Below are 17,039 nucleotides of genomic sequence, written 5' to 3'. Positions count from 1 at the left end.
CCGTCGCCTGTCGACGCTCGAAGCCGCGTCGACCGTCGAGCCCTCGCCGGTTACCGCTGAGGCAGCTCAACGGTGGGCGGAGATGCTGGTGCGCCTGGGCGGACCGCCGGTCATTCGGGTCTGACCCCGACACCTCAGCTCAGGATGTCCTTGCGCCGGAAGAGGGTGTAGCCCAGCCCGAGGAAGAGGATCGTGTAGAAGAGCGACCAGAGGGTGCCGTGGCGCAGCGCGGTCCAGTCGATCACCGGGGTGAGCAGGTCGAACCACGCGCGGTCGTAGTACATCGGCAGGCCGTTGCGGATCGAGCCGAGGTTCTCGATCTGGCCGAGGATCGCCGACACGATGGTCACCATGACGGCCCCGCCGACCGCGGCGAGGGGGGCGTCGGTGCGGACGCCGAGGCAGAAGGCGATCGCGCCGACCTGCAACAGCATGATGATGATGTATGCCGCGACGCCGAGCAGGCGCGGGGCCAGCTCGCCCCAGGTGAGGGTGCCACCGGCGGGATTCGTGAAGGCGGACCACCCGTAGGCGACTCCGCCCACGACGACGGACCACGCGATCAGCAGGACCACGGCGACGGCCATCGAAGCGAGGGCGACGACCAGCTTGCTCGTCAGCAGGCGGGCCCGCGGCACCGGCGCGATGAGCAGGTAGCGCAGCGTCGACCACGAGGCCTCGGACGGGACCGTGTCGCCCACGAAGAGCGCGGCGAGGACCACGAGGAGGAACGACGCCGCGGCCGAGGTCGTGAAGACGGCGAAGTTGCCGGACCCGTCCTTGGCCAGGGAGACGAGTGATCCGGTCGTCGTCTGGGGGCCGCCGCCGCCGATCGCGAAGGCGGCGACGAGGATGAGCGGCAGCGCGAGGATGAGGATGAAGGACCACATCGTCCGGCGCCGGCGCAGCTGGCGGCCGAGCTCGGCGCGCCAGGACAACGGGCTGCGGACGACCTCGGAGGAGGCGGTCACGGTGTCGGAGGACGTCATCGGGAGCGCACCTGCCTCAGGCGGTCGGTCAGTGATGTGGAGTCGCCGCCGGTCGACTCGGGCGCGCCGCCCGAGGCCCCCGCGATGACGCTGAGGAAGACCTCCTCGAGGTGGCGGCGGCTGCTGATGCCGACGATGTCGACGCCGGTGTTGGCCACCGCACGCACGACGTCCGCCCGGGTGAGGTCGGCGGTGACGACGAGCCGTGGCTCGACGGGGTCGTCGGTGACCTCGACCTTCGTGACGCCGTCGACGGCGCGCAACGACACGGCGGCGGCCACCACGTCGGAGCCGGGGCCGAGCTGGACGACGGTCGTGTCGGAGCTGTCGACGAGCTCGGCGACGGTGCCGGTCGTGACGACCCGGCCGGCGTGCATGACGACGACGTGCGAGCAGGTCATCTCGACCTCGGCCAGCAGGTGGCTGGAGACGACGACGGTGCGCCCGGCCGCGGCATACCGATGGAGGATGGGCCGCATCGCGGCGATCTGTGGCGGGTCGAGCCCGTTGGTGGGCTCGTCGAGGATGAGCACCTCCGGGAGGCCGAGCATCGCCTGGGCGATGCCGAGCCGCTGGCGCATGCCCTGGCTGTAGGAGCGGACGGGACGGTCGACGGCCCCGCCGAGCGCGGCGACCGCGAGCACCTCGTCGTAGGCCGCGTCGGCGTCGTCGCGACCGGTGGCGGCCCAGTAGGCGTGGAGGTTCTGCCGGCCGGTGAGGTGGGGCAGGAAGCCCGGGCCCTCGATGAGGGCGCCGACGCGGGCGAGGACCGGGGAGCCGGCCGAGACGGGCTCGCCGAGCACGTGGGCGACTCCCGAGTCGGGACGGATGAGCCCCATGACCAGGCGCAGGGTCGTCGTCTTGCCGGCGCCGTTGGGGCCGAGCAGGCCCACCACCTGGCCGCGTTCGGCCCGCCACGACACGTCGTCGACGGCACGGTGCCCGTCGGAGTAGGTCTTGACGAGGTGGTCGACCACGAGGGGCACGTCGGCGAGCTCGGCCAGGTGGGGCGTGTGCTGGCGCGTGCGGCGGCGCCACAGGGCGGCGGCGATCAGCCCGAGGGCCACGACGGCGATGGCGACGAGGACGCCGATGCTCTCGCTGTCGCGCGTCCCGCCGCCTGCCCCGGCCACGGCGGTGCCGGCCACCGCAGGGAGCTGGAGGTCGGCGACGGCGACCCGGTCGGCGCGGGCGACGGTCGGCGCGGCATACGACGAGTCGGTGCTCGTGACGAGGACGCGCAGCGAGCTGCCGGCCGGGACGTTCCACGTGCCACCCGGCAGCGCGACGTCGACCGTCGTCGGCGTGCCCGGGGTCGTGGCGACGGTGACCGGCGAAACCACCTGTCTCGGTAAGGTGGCCGTCCCCGTCGTCACCTGCCACAGGCTGAGGAAGAGGGTCGCGGTCGGGCCGGTCGACGTGACCGTGAGGCGCACCCGTGGGGTGCCGACGATCGTGCGCGAGTCCGCGAAGGCCGGGGTGTCGAAGGCCGCAGACTCGGTCGGCAGCGCCGCGAGCTGATAGGCCGGGAGGGTCGCCGCGAGCGTGCCCAGCCCGGGGATGATCGTCACCGACGCCGGCTGCCCACCGGGCGGGTTGAGCACGGGTTTCGTCGCGCCGTCGATCGGGGTCGTGGACCAGGTGGCGGCGTCGGGATAGCTGCTCGTCTGCGACAGCGTGGCCGACGTGGCGCGCCGGGCGAGAGGGTTGGCGTAGACGAAGGTGGGGATGGGCAGTGGTGTCGCAGTGGGTTTCTGGGCGCCGTCGAGGTAGTGCGACAGCCAGGTCGTCACCGACGCCAGGTCGTCGGCGGCGGTGGTGCTCGTGCCGTCGTGGCCGCCGTCCATCCAGCGGACCGCGACGGGCGTGCCCTGGGTCTGCAGGGCGCGGGCCGTCGCGTCGGACTGCTCGACGCCGAAGAGCGAGTCGGCCATGCCCTGGACGAGGTAGGTCGGGGCCGTGAGCCCCCCGATCAGGGGCTTCACGCTGTGCGCGTGCAGCAGGGTGAGCAGCTCCGCGCTCGGCCGGCCGGTCTGGGCGGCCGTGAGGAAGAGCCGGCAGACGGTGGGGTCGAACCGGCCGCAGGTGGGACTGACCGAGGCGCCGGCGGCAGCGGTGCCGAGGAAGAAGCGCGAGGCCCACAGCTGCTTGAAGGGTCCCGGGTTGCTTGCTCGCTCGACGTCGGCGGGGGAGCCGGTGGCGGGCGGCGTTGTCGCCAGGGCGTTCTGGGGGAAGAAGGTGTCGGCGAGGTCGTTCCAGGTGATCGCCGCGGCGACGGCGTCCACCCGCTTGTCGGTGGCGCCGAGCATGAGGGCGAGCCCGCCACCGTAGGAGGGACCGAAGACGCCGACCCGCGGGTCGCCGGGAGCGTCGAGCAGGACGTCGGGACGGGTCGCGAGGAGGTCGACGAGCGTGCGGGCGTCGGCGATCTCGTAGGCGGGGTCGTCCAGGTGGATGAACCCGCCGGACTTCGCGAAGCCGCGGGCGGAGTAGGTGAGGACGACGTAGCCGTGGGCGGCGAGGTCCTTCCCCTGGGTGACGAGGTCGGCCTTGCTGCCGCCGAACCCGTGGGCCAGGAGCACCGCCGGGTGCTTCGTGGAACCGTCGCCGGTGGGGGCGAAGGTCGTCGTGTCGAGCGAGACGGCCGCGCCTCCCGGCTCGGCGCCGACCGGGACCATCGCGTCCTGGGTCTGCACGGCCGACGTCGAACCGTCCGCGGCGCGGGCCGATCCGGCCACCATCGCGGACCCCGACAGACCGCAGAGGAGGACGAGCGACGTGGCGAGCGCGCGGCATACGGAGCGGCGCAGGCGCACGGGTCGAGGCATACCCAACGGTAACCCGCAGTCCGGAGGACCCGACGACCCGTCCGCTCCTTGCTCCGCGATGGCCCGAATCCGGGATTGTTGTCGGCGGTTCGGGCCATCGCGACGCAAGAAGGCGAGGGGCGGGCGTGCCCGGGTGCGAAGGTGGCACCGTGCGCCACACCACCCCGCTCCCCGAGCCGGCACTCGCCCGACCTGTGCCGGGGCTGACGGGTCCGGCGGCCATGCTGGCCGGCGCCACAGCCATGGTGTTCGTGGGTGGGAGCGTCGCGGTGTCCGGGGTCCTGGCCGGGTCGCCGCTCTTCACCGCCCAGGCCGTCCGGTATGCCGCGGCCTGCCTGCTGCTGCTCGTCGCCGCACGCCTGACCGGTCACCGTCTCGTGCTCCCCAGAGGGGCCGAGTGGGGGTGGCTGCTGGGGGTGGCCGCGACCGGTCTCGTCGTGTTCAACCTGGCGCTGGTCGAGGGCTCCGCCCACGCCGAGCCGGCCGTCCTCGGGGTCGCGGTGGCCTGCGTGCCGCTGGTCCTCGCCGTCGTCGCGCCGCTGATGGATGGTGGCCGGCCGAGCCCGGTGGTGCTGCTGGCCGCGCTCGTGGTCACCTGCGGTGCCGCGCTCGTGCAGGGGGTCGGCCGCAGCGACCTCGTCGGGCTGGCCTATGCCGCAGTCGTGCTGGCGTGCGAGGCCGGCTTCACCCTGCTCGCGGTGCCGGTGCTGGGGCGGCACGGGCCGTGGGGGGTCTCGGTCCACACGACCTGGTTGGCCGCCGTGATCTTCGTCGGCGTCGGGATGATCCGCGAGGGGCCGACCGCGGTGTCCCGGCTCACCAACCACGACCTGCTGGCCGTCACCTACCTCGCGGTCGCGGTCACCGCCACGGCCTTCGTCCTCTGGTACTCCAGCGTCCGGCGCCTGGGCGCCGCCGTGGCGGGGCTGCTCACCGGCATCGCCCCCGTCGCGGCAGCTGCCACCGGTGTCGTGCTCGGCGGGCCGGTCCCCGACCCGTTCGTCTGGCTGGGCATCGCTGTCGTCGCTGCGGGTCTCGTCCTCGGGCTGGCCGTCCGACGCAGCCGGTGACGGGCGAGACATCGCGGACGACGACCCGCTCCTTGCTTCGCGATCGCCCGAATCGGCGGACATTCCGGCCGCTTTGGGCCATCGCGAAGCAAGAAGGCGGGGGTGGGGGGACGCGGGCCGGGCCGGGCTGGGCGGAGCGTGGCCACCGGGTGTGCGCGCGGCTGGGACGATGGCGCGGTGAGCGACGACGGTGTGGACCCCGAGCGAGCCGTCGGCGTCCTGGTCCTCGCGGCCACCCCGATCGGCGACCCCCGTGACGCCGCACCGCGACTGGCCGACGAGCTGGCCACCGCCGACGTCGTCGCGGCCGAGGACACCCGCCGGCTGCGGCGCCTGCTCGGCGAGCTGGGGGTGTCGCCGCGGGGCCGGGTGGTCAGCTATCACGAGCACAACGAGGCCGCCCGGACACCCGACCTCGTCGAGCGGCTGCGGGCCGGTGACCGGGTGCTCGTCGTCACCGACGCCGGTATGCCGTCGGTGTCCGACCCCGGCTACCGGCTCGTCGTCGCCGCGGTCGAGGCCGGGATCCGGGTGACCTGCGTGCCCGGGCCGAGTGCGGTGCTGATGGCGCTGGCCGTCTCCGGGCTGCCCGTCGACCGGTTCTGCTTCGAGGGCTTCCTGCCGCGCAAGCCCGGCGAGCGCGGCCGGGCCCTGGCCGCGCTCACCGACGAACGCCGCACGATGGTCTTCTTCGAGGCGCCGCACCGGCTCGACGTCACCCTCGAGGCGATGGCGACGGCGTTCGGGGGGGACCGGCCCGCGGCGGTCTGCCGGGAGCTGACCAAGACCTATGAGGAGGTCCGGCGCGGGCCGCTCGTCGACCTCGTCGCCTGGGCGGCCGAGGGGGTCCGCGGGGAGATCACCGTCGTGGTCGCCGGGGCCGCCCCGGTGGCGGCGTCCGTGGCGGACGCGTTACCCGGCATACGGGCTCGGGTGGCGGCCGGTGAGCGGCTCAAGGACGTCTGTGCCGACGTGGCGGCGGCGACGGGGCTGTCGTCGAAGGCGCTCTACGACGGGGTGCTCGCGTCGCGCTGAGCCGGGCCCGCGCGCTATTAGCTCGGCGAAGTCGTGGGGGACGCCGGAGGTGGAACCGCGCTCCCTGGGCCCCTGTTTCACCTCGGAGCGCCGAGAGGGAGAACCGCGGCGTCAGGCGACCCGCTCGCTCTCCGCCGCCCGCTTCAGGGCGTCGAGCGTGGCGCTGATGCCCGCGGCGTTGAGCTTGCGCCGCGTCCCGAGCGCGCGGTCCATCAGCCCGCCGAACTGGCCCCGGCGGTCGGTCCACTCCTCGATGATCGTGCAGTCGAGGCCCTCGTCGTCGGGCACGATGAAGTACTCCCACCGCGCCACCTTGACCGGCCCCACAGTGACCTCGAAGGCGAGGTTGCGACCGCGGTCTGCCGCCACCACCTCGCCGTAGGTGAACCACCGCACGGCGCCGGCGCGGTTCCAGCCGATGAACTTGGCGCCCTTCACGGCGCCGGTCGCACCACCGCGCCACTGGACGCGCTCGCACTCCGGCGACCACTCACCCATTCGCGGCAGGTCGGCAACGAGGTCGTAGACGGCGGTGGGGGAGGCGGCCACGTGGCGTGTCTCCCGAAGATCGGACATCCGACCATCCAACCAGCGGCGCCGAGAACGGCCGACCCCTCCCCCCGTGAGATTTCGCATACGGTGGGTGCACGGGCGCGGCCTCGCGTCAGGGGTGGACGAGAGGTGGCGGTGGTCGGCATGAGTGAGCAGACAGGGGCTGCGAGCCGAGCAGGCCCGCCCGCCGGTATGCCGCGGAGCCGGCTGCGCGAGCCGGCCCACCAGGTCAGCCCGCGCGCCCGCCTGATGTGGGCCCTGTCAGGGGCTGCCGAGTCGCTCGTCCTGCTCGTCGTCCAGGTGCTCTGGTGGTTCATCGACGAGGACGGGTCGCGCACCCCGCACCTCGTGGTGGGGGTGATCTGGTTGCTGCTCACCGCGGTCTACCTCGTCGTCATGCCGCAGTGGCGCTACCGCGTGCACCGTTGGGAGGCAACGCCTTCCGCGGTCTATACGCAAACCGGCTGGATCGCCCAGGAGCGGCGGATCGCGCCTATCAGCCGCATCCAGACCGTCGACCTGGCCCGTGGGCCGGTTTCCCAGCTGTTCCGGCTCGCGACCGTGACCGTCACGACGGCGTCCGCCGCCGGCCCCCTGAAGATCCACGGGCTCGACGTCGAGGACGCCCGCAGGCTGATCGACGAGCTCACAGCGGCCACGGTGGCCGAGCCCGGGGACGCGACGTGACCGAGCCCTGGCTCGGCGACCGACCGCCCGCTGTGCCGCCGCTCCTGCCGCTCCCGCCGCCGGGCCACGCCACCCCGCCGGAGCTGCGCGACGTCGAGACCGACTGGCGCCGGCTCAACCCCCGGATGCTGCTCATCCACCCGGTGCAGGAGGCCATCCGCTTCTTGCCGGCCCTTGCCGGTGTCTTCATCCTCGGTCGCACCTCCGACAGCGGGGGCTACTGGGAGTATGCCGCCCTCCTCGCCGTCATCGGGCTCGGCCTCCTGCGCTACTTCACGACCCGCTTCCGCATCGAGAACGGCCAGATCGAGCTGCGCAAGGGCCTGGTCAACAAGCGGGTCATCGCCACCCCGGCCGACCGGGTCCGCACCGTCGACCTCACCTCGCCGATCTTCCACCGCATCCTCGGCCTGGCCAAGGTCGAGATCGGCACCGCGGGCACGGGCAAGGACCGCCTCGTCCTCGACGCCCTCGCCCTTCCCGAAGCGCGGCACCTGCGCGACGAGCTCATCCACCGGCGCAACGTCGTCCTGGCCACGCACGACACAGACATGCCTGCGCCACAAGGAGATCCGGTCGACGGGTTGGCGCCTCCCCCGGCCGGCCCCACGGACGCCGACGGGCGGTCGACCACCGTCTGGTCCGGCCCGGACACCCCCGGGACCGAGACCGTCCTCCTGACCTTCGACCCCCGGTGGGTGCGGTTCGCGCCGCTGACGCTGACCGGGGTGTTCTCCGCCCTCGCCATCCTCGGCTTCGGCAACCAGTTCCTCCAGCGCTACCTCCAGCAGGCCGACCTCGGCAGCACCGTCAGCTCCCTGACCCGGCACCCGATCTGGATCGACGTCCTGGTCGGCCTCGTCGGTGCCGCCGTGCTGGTGTCGCTGCTCGCGATCATCGGCTACGTGCTGCAGTTCTGGGCCTTCCGCCTCACCCGGCACAGCGGCGGCACGCTCCACGTCACGCGCGGCCTGACCACGACGCGCGAGACGAGCATCGAGGAGAAGCGGCTGCGTGGCCTCGAGGTCGGGCAGCCGTTCGGCCTGCGCCTCGCCCGGGGTGGCCGCCTGCACGCGATCACCACCGGACTGACCAAGAAGGAGCAGGAGCGAGGCAGCGCCTGGCTCGTGCCCTCGGCCCCGCGCACCGTCGTCGACCGGGTCGCCGCCGCCGTCCTCGACGACGACGAGGCGCTCCACGCCGACCTCACGCCGCACGGACCCGCCGCTCGCCGGCGCCGGTTCACCCGAGCGGTGGTCCCGGCGCTGGTCCTCGCCGCCGCGGCCTGGGTCCTCATCCGCACCGTCGACCTCCCCGCCTGGGTCGGGGTCGTGTGCCTGGTCCCGCTCGTCGTCTCGCCCTTCCTCGCCGCCGACCGGTATGCCGGTCTCGGACACCACCTCACGGCCCGCCACCTCGTCGTGCGCCAAGGCACCTTCGTCCGCCGGCGGGACGTCCTCCAGCGTGACGGCATCATCGGCTGGAAGATCGAGCAGTCCTTCTTCCAGCGCCGGGCCGGGCTCGCGCACGTGGTCGCGACGACGGCGGCCGGCAAGCAGAGCTACGTCGCCTACGACGTCCCGCTCGACGCCGGGCTGGCGCTCGTCCGCGAGATCGACCCCGGGCTCTTCGGCCAGTTCGCCGCCCGGTAGGTGCCGGGCCTCGAGGATCGCGGTGGCCCCGACGCGCCTCGTGTCCCTTTGTCGGGTCACCCGATAAAGGGCAGGTCCGCGGGGGAAAGGTTCTCGAGCGAAGCGCCCCCTTCTCGGGTCAAGCCCGTGGGCAGCGTCCTCGGCCGCACCATCAGTGCCACAACACCTTGGCCGCCCGCCATAGGATCGCCGATATGACCAAGGTCCTGTCCGCCGTCGCCTGGCCCTACGCCAACGGCCCGCGCCACATCGGCCACGTCGCCGGTTTCGGTGTGCCCTCCGACGTCTTCAGCCGCTACATGCGGATGGCCGGTCACGACGTGCTGATGGTCTCGGGCACCGACGAGCACGGCACGCCCATCCTCGTCCAGGCCGACAAGGAGGGGGTGACGCCGCGCGAGCTCGCCGACCGGTTCAACCGGGTCATCGCGCAGGATCTCACCGACCTCGGCCTCGCCTACGACCTCTTCACCCGCACCACGACCCGGAACCACTACGCCGTGGCGCAGGAGCTCTTCACCGGCGACTGGCGCAACGGCTACATGATCGAGATGACGGACTTCGTGGCGATCAGCCCGTCGACGGGGCGCACGCTGCCCGACCGCTACATCGAGGGCATCTGCTACATCTGCGGATTCGCCGAAGCACGCGGCGACCAGTGCGACAACTGCGGCAACCAGATCGAGCCGTCGCGGCTCATCGACCCCCGCTCGAAGATCAACGGCGAGACCCCCGACTTCGTCGAGACGCAGCACTTCTTCCTCGACCTCCCGGCCCTCTCGGGAGCGATCCGGGAGTGGCTCGCCGAGCGCGAGGCCACCGGCACCTGGCGCCCGTCGGTCCTCAACTTCTCCAAGAACCTCCTCGACGACGTCCGTCCGCGCGCGATGACGCGCGACCTCGACTGGGGCATCCCCGTCCCGATCGACGGCTGGCGCGACCAGCCGACGAAGCGGTTCTACGTCTGGTTCGACGCCGTCGTCGGTTACCTCTCGGCGTCCATCGAGTGGGCCCGCCGCGTCGGTGAGCCCGAGCGCTGGCGCGAGTGGTGGAACGACCCCGAGGCGACGTCCTACTACTTCCAGGGCAAGGACAACATCACGTTCCACACCCAGGTGTGGCCGGCCGAGCTCCTCGCGTATGCCGGGAAAGGTGACCGCGGAGGGGAGCCCGGCGTCTACGGCGTGCTCAACCTCCCGACCGAGGTCGTCGCCTCGCAGTACCTCACGATGGGCGACCAGCAGTTCTCCAGCTCGCGCGGCCACGTCGTCTACGTGCGCGACGTCCTCGACCGCTACGGCCCGGACCCTCTCCGGTACTTCATCTGCGCCGCCGGCCCGGAGACCCAGGATGCGGAGTTCACCTGGGCCGAGTTCGTCCAGCGCAACAACTCCGAGCTCGTCGCCGGCTGGGGCAACCTCGTGAACCGCGTCGCGACGATGACCCACAAGTCCTTCGGCGAGATCCCTGCCGCAGGTCCGCTCGAGGCCGTCGACGAGGAGCTGCTGGCCGCGGTCAGCAACGGATTCGCTACTGTCGGAGGACTGCTCGAACGTCAGCGGGTCCGGGCGGCCACCGCCGAGGTGATGCGGATCGTCGGTGAGGCCAACGCCTACGTCTCGAGGACCGAGCCCTTCCGGCTCAAGCGCGACGACGAGCGCGAGCGGCTCGGCACCATCCTCCACGTCCTCGTCCAGGCCGTGAGCGATCTCAACACGATGATGTCGCCGTTCCTCCCGCACAGCGCCAACGCGATCCACCGGGTGCTCGGCGGCGAGGGCGACCTCGTCCCGATGCCGCGGCTCGAGGAGGTCGACGACCTCGACGGCGGTCCGGGATACCCCGTGATCACCGGCGACTACTCGGCGACACCGGCGTGGGGGTCGCGGCCCGTCGTCGTCGGCACCCCGATCGCCACGCCGAGCCCGGTCTTCACGAAGTTCGACCCGTCCGTCGTCGACGACGAGCTCGCCCGACTGCAGGACGAGAGCGCGTGACCGCGTCCCGGTCGGCACGGGGCGAGCGGCCCGCGGCGCCCGACCCCCTGCCGATCGCCGTCGTCGACAACCACGTCCACCTCGACATCGCCCGAGACGGCGAGGTCTCGACAGAGGTCGGGGCCGCCATCGCGGCGGCGTCGGCGGTGGGCGTCACCCGCCTCGTCCAGATCGGGTGCGACCTGTCCGGCGCCCGGTTCACGGTGGAGCAGGTCGACCTCCACCCCCAGCTGCTCGGCGGAGTGGCGTTGCACCCCAACGAGATTCCCGGTCTGGCCGCCTCCGGGCAGCTCGACGAGCAGCTCGCCGAGATCGAGCAGCTGGCCGGGCACCCCCGGGTGCGGGTCATCGGCGAGACCGGTCTCGACTACTTCCGGACCGGACCGGACGGCATACCGGCTCAGCAGGAGGCCCTGCGCTGGCACATCGACCTCGCCAAGCGCACCGGCAAGGCGCTGCAGATCCATGACCGCGACGCCCACGACGACGTGCTGCGCATCCTGGCGGAGGAGGGGGCGCCCGAGCACACGGTGCTGCACTGCTACTCCGGCGACGTGGCGATGGCCCGCGTCGCGGTCGAGCGGGGGCTGATGCTGTCGTTCTCCGGCACCGTGACGTTCAAGAACGCCAAGACCCTGAGGGACGCCCTCGCGGTCACCCCCACGGCCAACCTGCTCGTCGAGACCGACGCCCCCTACCTGACGCCGACCCCCCACCGCGGCGCCACCAACGCGTCCTACCTCATCCCGCTCACCGTCCGCGCGATGGCCGGGGTCCTCACCCTCGATGTGCCCACCCTCTGCGCGGCGCTCGCGGCCAACTCCGAGCGCGTCTACGGCTCCTGGGCCCAGCCGATCCCGCCCACACGCGAGGGCTAACAGCCGGATTAGCGTGTTCCTGTCGCGGCAGGACACTGCCACGGCTGAGCGGGAGGTGAGGCGGTGCGTACCGGACTTGTGTCACCTGAGCCACATCCGTCCCACAGGTGACGATCCTCCGTTACCAAAAGTTGACCAAAGCCTGCCCCGTCGAGGACAGTAAGCGGCTGTTGGCCGGTAGTGAGACCACGGGCCGGCGAGACACAGGGGCGTTCATCGGGCGGTTCGGGACGAGATCCCGGGTCGGGCCGGCAGACGCCCTTCGTCTTGCCGGGACCGCTTCTCGACCCGGGACGTCCCAGTTTTGGAGCATTGTGATCTCACGTTCGGTTCGGTATGTCGCCCAGGCGGGCGTCCTTGCCGCGGTCGCCGTCGGCGCCTTCAGCATCGCCCACCTCGACAAGGCCGTGACCCTGTGCGTGGACGGGAAGACCTCGTCCGTCCACGTCCTCGGCAGCTCGGTCGGCGATCTCCTCGCCAAGCAGGACATCACGGTGGGCGCCCACGACAGCGTCTCCCCGTCGGCCACCTCGGCCCTCGAGGACGGTGAGACCGTCGTCGTGCGTTACGGTCGCAAGCTGGTCGTCAGCATCGACGGGAAGACGACCGACTACTACACGACGGCGACGTCCGTCGACGAGGCGCTCGCGCAGCTCGGCATCCGCGCCGACGCCACGGCCCGACTCTCGGTCTCCCGCTCGGAGCCGCTCGGCCGCGCCGGCCTCACCATGTCGATCATTAGCCCCCGCGCGATCACCGTCACGGTGGACGGCAAGACCCTCCCGACGTCGACCACCGTCGCCACCGTCGCCGACGCGCTGCAGCAGCTCGCGGTCACCGTCGGACCCCTCGACTGGGTGCAGCCGGCCCTGTCGACCGCGGTGACCAACGGCCTCGCGATCAGCGTGAAGCGGGTCGTGAGGAAGTCCGTGGCGGAGACGCAGGCGATCGGCTTCGCCACCGTGCGCACCAACGACGCGACGCTCACGGCCGGCACGACGCGGACCAGCGCCGAAGGCGTTGCCGGCGTCCGCGCGCTCACCTGGTCGGAGACCTGGATCGACGGACAGCTCGCGTCCCGCGTCCAGGCGTCGTCGGCGGTGACCACGCCGCCGGTCAACCGGGTCCTCGCGATCGGGACCAAGCCCCTCCCGGTCGTCGCGGCGCCGCCCGCCGCGCCCACTGCGCCCAGCCCCACCCCGCCGCCGCCCAGCGGTCCGACGTCCGGAGCCGGGATCAACCTCGCCAACGCCGCGATGTGGGACCGGATCGCCGCCTGCGAGTCGGGCGGCAACTGGAGCATCAACACCGGCAACGGCTACTACGGCGGCCTGCAGTTCAACAGCGGCACCTGGCTGTCCAACGGTGGTGGCGACTTCGCCTCCCGCGCCGACCTCGCCTCCCGCGAGCAGCAGATCACCGTCGCCAACCGGCTGTATGCCGCCCGCGGCCTCGGCCCGTGGGGCTGCGCCCACGCGGCCTGACCCGAGCCCGACACCAGCGCGACCCCAGCCCGACCCGACGTCCGCGTCAACGGCATACCGGTATGCCGTCGGCGCGGACGTCCGGCTGTCCGGCCACCCCGTAGGGTGAGGCCGCATGGGCGGGGACGAGGCGGGCGACGTCGCCCCTGACCGCCGGAGCCTGCTCACGGCCGGCCTGGTCCGGGAGCTCGCCACCCGCCTGGGGATCCGCCCCACGAAGAAGTGGGGTCAGAACTTCGTCGTCGACGCCAACACCGTGCGCCGCATCGTGCGGCTCGCGGGGGTCGGCCCGGACGACGTCGTCGTCGAGGTCGGGCCCGGGCTCGGGTCACTGACCCTCGCCCTGCTGCCCGAGGTCGCCGAGGTCGTGGCGGTCGAGATCGACCCGGTGCTCGCCGCGGCGTTGGCGTCCACCGTCGCCGCCCGCCAGCCCGCGTCGGCCGCCCGCCTCCGCGTCGTTCTCGCCGACGCCCTGCAGCTGTCCGCGCTCGACGACCCGCAGCCGACGGCGCTCGTGGCCAACCTGCCCTACAACATCTCCGTGCCCGTCGTGCTGTCGTTCCTCGAGCGCTTCCCGAGCCTCGAGCGGACGCTGGTCATGGTGCAGCTCGAGGTCGCCGAGCGGCTCGCGGCCCCGCCCGGCAGCAAGACCTACGGCGTGCCGAGCCTCAAGGCCGCCTGGTATGCCGACGTGCGGCTCGCGGGGACCGTGCCCCGCAGCGTGTTCTGGCCGGTCCCCAACGTCGACTCGGGGCTCGTGGCCCTCGTCCGGCGGGCGGCTCCGCCGACGACGGCGACCCGCACCGAGGTCTTCGCCTGCATCGACGCCGCCTTCGCGCAGCGACGCAAGACCCTGCGCGCGGCGCTGGCCCCCTGGGCGGGTTCCGCCGAGGCGGCCGAGGTCGCCCTGCGCGCAGCCGGCATCGACCCGCGCACCCGGGGCGAGCAGCTCGACATCATCGCGTTCGCCGCGATCGCTGCCGCGCGTCCTCGTTCCGATGGCGGGCCCGGAGCCGTGGTCCCGAATGGTTAGGGTGAGGACGTGACCACCGCAGACCAGTCGCCCGGTTCGGTCACGGTGCGTGTCCCGGCGAAGGTCAACCTCGACCTGCGCGTCGGGCCGGTCCGCCCCGACGGCTACCACGAGCTGTCGACCGTCTTCATGGCCGTGGGTCTCCACGACGAGGTCACGGTCACGACGTCCGACACGTGGCGGGTCACCGTCGGCGGGCCCTGCTCGGCCGGCGTCCCCACCGACGACACCAACCTCGCCCTGCTGGCCGCCCGCACGCTCGCCGAGGAGGTCGGCGTCCACGATCCCGTCTCGCTGCACCTGCACAAGGACATCCCGGTCGCCGGGGGCATGGCGGGTGGGTCGGCCGACGCGGCCGCCGCGCTCGTGGCCTGCGACCACCTGTGGTCGGCGGGGATGAGCCGCGACGAGCTGGCCGACCTCGCGGGACAGCTCGGGAGCGACGTCCCCTTCGCCCTGTCCGGCGGCATCGCCATGGGGTCCGGGCGCGGCGAGCAGCTCGCCCCGGTGCTCGCCCGCGGCAGCTACCACTGGGTGTTCGCGCTCAGCGAGACCGGCCTCTCCACCCCGGAGGTGTATGCCGAGTGCGACCGGCTGCGCGCCGGCCGCCGGGTCCCGGCCCCCACCCCGTCGCCCGAGGTGATGACCGCGCTCCGCTCCGGTGACCCGCAGGCGCTCGGACGGGCGTTGCACAACGACCTCCAGCCGGCGGCCCTGTCGTTGCAGCCGGGCCTCGCCGAGGTGCTCGAGGCCGGGGTCGAGTACGGAGCCCTCGGAGGTCTGGTCTCCGGGTCCGGGCCGACGGTCGCGTTCCTCACCGCCTCTCCGGAGGCGGCCCTCGACCTCTGCGTGTCCCTGACCGCGTCAGGGGTCGCCGGTGACGTCCGGCGCGCCAAGGCACCGGTGCACGGCGCCCAGGTCGTCCCCGGACCGACGCGGGTCTGATGGCGAATCTTGTTGCCCTGGAACGGGCCTCGCTGGTCTTCGGAACGACCCACGTTCTCGACGAGGTCTCCACCGGCGTCAACACCGGGCAGCGGATCGGGGTCGTCGGCCGCAACGGCGGCGGCAAGTCGACCCTGATGCGGGTCATCGCCGGCCAGCAGGTGCTGGACGAGGGGCGCGTGACCCGGGGCGGGTCGGTCACCGTCGGGATGCTCTCCCAGGTCGACCTGCTGGACCCGACGCATACCGTGCACGAAGCAGTGCTGGGCGACCTCCCGGAGCACGTCTGGGCCGGCGACCCTCGGGTGCGCGACGTGCTGACCGGGTTGCTCGGCGGGATCGACGCCCGGTCCGTCGGGGGCCTCGGGGCGGTCGTCGGGCCGATGTCGGGTGGGGAGCGGCGGCGGCTCGGTCTGGCGGCGCTGCTCGTCGCCGACCCCGACGTGCTCCTGCTCGACGAACCCACCAACCACCTCGACGTCGAGGGGGTCGCCTGGCTGGCGAACCACCTCGTCACCAAACGGATCCGGCCGGACAGCGCCCTCGTGGCGATCACTCACGACCGGTGGTTCCTCGACGAGGTCGCCACCCTCACGTGGGAGGTCGTCGAGGGGCAGGTGTCGCCCTTCGACGGCGGCTACGCGGCATACGTCCTCGCGAAGGCCGAGCGCGAGCGGATGGCCGCCGTGACCTCCGAGCGCCGCGACAACCTGCTCCGCAAGGAGCTGGCCTGGCTCCGTCGCGGACCGCCGGCGCGCACGACCAAGCCCAAGTTCCGGATCGACGCGGCCAACGACCTCATCGCCGACGAGCCGCCCGCGCGCGACGACGTCTCGCTGGTGCGTTTCGCCACGACCCGGCTCGGCAAGGACGTCATCGACCTCGTCGACGCCTCCGTCGAGCTCGGTGACCGGCCCATCCTCGACCGGGTCACCTGGCGCCTCGCCCCCGGCGAGCGGGTCGGCATCGTCGGGGTCAACGGCTCCGGCAAGTCGACGCTGCTGCGCGCCTTCACCGGCGACGTCCCCCTGTCCGGCGGCCAGCGCAAGGTCGGCAAGACGGTGGCGGTCGCCTTCCTCACCCAGGAGGTGCGCGAGCTCGAGAAGTTCGCCTCGTGGAGGGTCATCGAGGCCATCGAGGACGTCAAGAGCTTCACCATGCTCGGCGACAAGGAGGTCAGCGCGAGCTCGCTCGCCAAGCGGCTGGGTTTCAGCGGTGGTCGGCAGCAGACCCGTGTCTCCGACCTCTCCGGTGGCGAGCGGCGGCGGCTGCAGCTGTTGCGGCTGCTCATGTCCGAGCCCAACGTGCTCATCCTCGACGAGCCGACCAACGACCTCGACATCGAGACCCTGACCTCGCTCGAGGACGTCCTGGACGGTTGGGCCGGCACGTTGCTGGTGGTCTCCCACGACCGCTACCTGCTCGAGCGCGTGGCCGACCGCCAGGTCGCGCTCCTCGGCGACGGCCAGGTGCGCGAGCTCCCCGGCGGGGTCGCGCAGTACCTCCAGCTCCTCGAGAGCGTCCCCGCCCGGGACGGTATGCCGGCGGGCTCGGGCTCGGGCTCGGGCTCGGGGGCAGGTGGGTCCGGAGGCCCGACGACGAGCCCGGCGGACCAGCGCGAGGCCCGCAAGGAGATGAGCCGACTGGAGCGGCAGCTGACCAAGCTGGCCGACCAGGAGGAGCGGCTGCACCACGAGATGGCCGAGAAGGCCGCGGACCACGCAGCCGTCCTGCGCCTCAACGACACGTTGCGCGCCCTCGTCGACGAGCGCGAGCAGCTGGAGCTGGCGTGGATGACCGCGGCCGAGGTCGTGGGCTAAACCTGGCCAACCCACCGCCCATCCGGCCGAGGTCGTGGTCTGGCGCTGAGGTCGTGGTGTGCACACCAC

At 72.7% G+C, this 17,039-nt stretch carries 13 protein-coding genes; 10 read left to right on the top strand and 3 right to left on the bottom strand.

Annotated elements, in window-relative coordinates:
• Positions 1-134: 134 nt before the first annotated feature.
• Together Q0R63_RS19805 and Q0R63_RS19800 are read right to left on the bottom strand one after the other, a co-directional pair.
• On the bottom strand, positions 135-989 hold the full coding sequence (locus tag Q0R63_RS19805) for an ABC transporter permease (RefSeq protein WP_295701255.1): 855 nt from the start codon (positions 987-989) through the stop codon (positions 135-137).
• Positions 986-3,817 (bottom strand): alpha/beta fold hydrolase, encoded by a 2,832-nt coding sequence (locus tag Q0R63_RS19800; protein WP_295701252.1) that lies wholly within the window; start codon positions 3,815-3,817, stop codon positions 986-988. Before Q0R63_RS19800 ends, Q0R63_RS19805 begins: the two co-directional genes overlap by 4 nt.
• A 149-nt stretch (positions 3,818-3,966) precedes the next feature.
• Here Q0R63_RS19800 and Q0R63_RS19795 point away from each other — a divergent pair, with 149 nt between their 5' ends.
• Positions 3,967-4,887: a DMT family transporter gene (locus Q0R63_RS19795; RefSeq protein WP_295701249.1), complete on the top strand. Its 921-nt coding sequence runs from the start codon at positions 3,967-3,969 to the stop codon at positions 4,885-4,887.
• Positions 4,888-5,064: 177 nt separating this feature from the next.
• Positions 5,065-5,922, top strand: a complete 858-nt coding sequence (gene rsmI, locus Q0R63_RS19790; RefSeq protein ID WP_295701246.1) for a 16S rRNA (cytidine(1402)-2'-O)-methyltransferase — start codon at positions 5,065-5,067, stop codon at positions 5,920-5,922.
• 111 nt (positions 5,923-6,033) lie between these two features.
• Here the strand turns inward: rsmI and Q0R63_RS19785 are convergent, their stop codons facing one another.
• Positions 6,034-6,498: an SRPBCC family protein gene (locus tag Q0R63_RS19785; protein WP_295701243.1), complete on the bottom strand. Its 465-nt coding sequence runs from the start codon at positions 6,496-6,498 to the stop codon at positions 6,034-6,036.
• Positions 6,499-6,618: 120 nt separating this feature from the next.
• On the opposite strand from Q0R63_RS19785, the gene Q0R63_RS19780 reads away from it, so the two are divergent.
• From Q0R63_RS19780 to Q0R63_RS19745, 8 genes are all read left to right on the top strand, one after another.
• Positions 6,619-7,161, top strand: a complete 543-nt coding sequence (locus Q0R63_RS19780) for a PH domain-containing protein (protein ID WP_295701239.1) — start codon at positions 6,619-6,621, stop codon at positions 7,159-7,161.
• Positions 7,158-8,813 carry a PH domain-containing protein gene (locus Q0R63_RS19775; RefSeq protein ID WP_295701237.1) on the top strand — a complete coding sequence of 552 codons (1,656 nt, stop codon included), beginning with the start codon at positions 7,158-7,160 and terminating at the stop codon, positions 8,811-8,813. Before Q0R63_RS19780 ends, Q0R63_RS19775 begins: the two co-directional genes overlap by 4 nt.
• Positions 8,814-9,007: 194 nt before the next feature.
• Positions 9,008-10,810, top strand: a complete 1,803-nt coding sequence (metG, locus tag Q0R63_RS19770) for a methionine--tRNA ligase (RefSeq protein ID WP_295701234.1) — start codon at positions 9,008-9,010, stop codon at positions 10,808-10,810.
• A complete protein-coding gene (locus tag Q0R63_RS19765) occupies positions 10,807-11,688 on the top strand; it encodes a TatD family hydrolase (protein WP_295701232.1) in 882 nt (293 codons plus the stop codon). The genes metG and Q0R63_RS19765 overlap by 4 nt, the downstream gene beginning before the upstream one ends.
• Before the next feature lie 314 nt (positions 11,689-12,002).
• Complete coding sequence (locus tag Q0R63_RS19760; RefSeq protein WP_295701230.1) at positions 12,003-13,172, top strand: resuscitation-promoting factor; 1,170 nt, start codon at positions 12,003-12,005, stop codon at positions 13,170-13,172.
• A 115-nt stretch (positions 13,173-13,287) separates the two neighbouring features.
• Positions 13,288-14,205: a 16S rRNA (adenine(1518)-N(6)/adenine(1519)-N(6))-dimethyltransferase RsmA gene (gene rsmA, locus Q0R63_RS19755; protein WP_295701228.1), complete on the top strand. Its 918-nt coding sequence runs from the start codon at positions 13,288-13,290 to the stop codon at positions 14,203-14,205.
• 9 nt (positions 14,206-14,214) lie between these two features.
• Positions 14,215-15,150, top strand: coding sequence for a 4-(cytidine 5'-diphospho)-2-C-methyl-D-erythritol kinase (locus Q0R63_RS19750; protein ID WP_295701225.1), 936 nt, complete (start codon positions 14,215-14,217; stop codon positions 15,148-15,150).
• Positions 15,150-16,970 (top strand): ABC-F family ATP-binding cassette domain-containing protein, encoded by a 1,821-nt coding sequence (locus Q0R63_RS19745; protein ID WP_295701222.1) that lies wholly within the window; start codon positions 15,150-15,152, stop codon positions 16,968-16,970. The genes Q0R63_RS19750 and Q0R63_RS19745 overlap by 1 nt, the downstream gene beginning before the upstream one ends.
• The last annotated feature ends 69 nt before the right edge of the window (positions 16,971-17,039 follow it).

It is taken from the genome of Lapillicoccus sp., assembly GCF_025353065.1.
In the GTDB taxonomy this organism is placed as follows: Bacteria; Actinomycetota; Actinomycetes; order Actinomycetales; family Dermatophilaceae; genus Lapillicoccus.
Note: the sequence above shows the minus strand (reverse complement) of the source record. Positions and strands in the feature narration are given on the sequence as shown.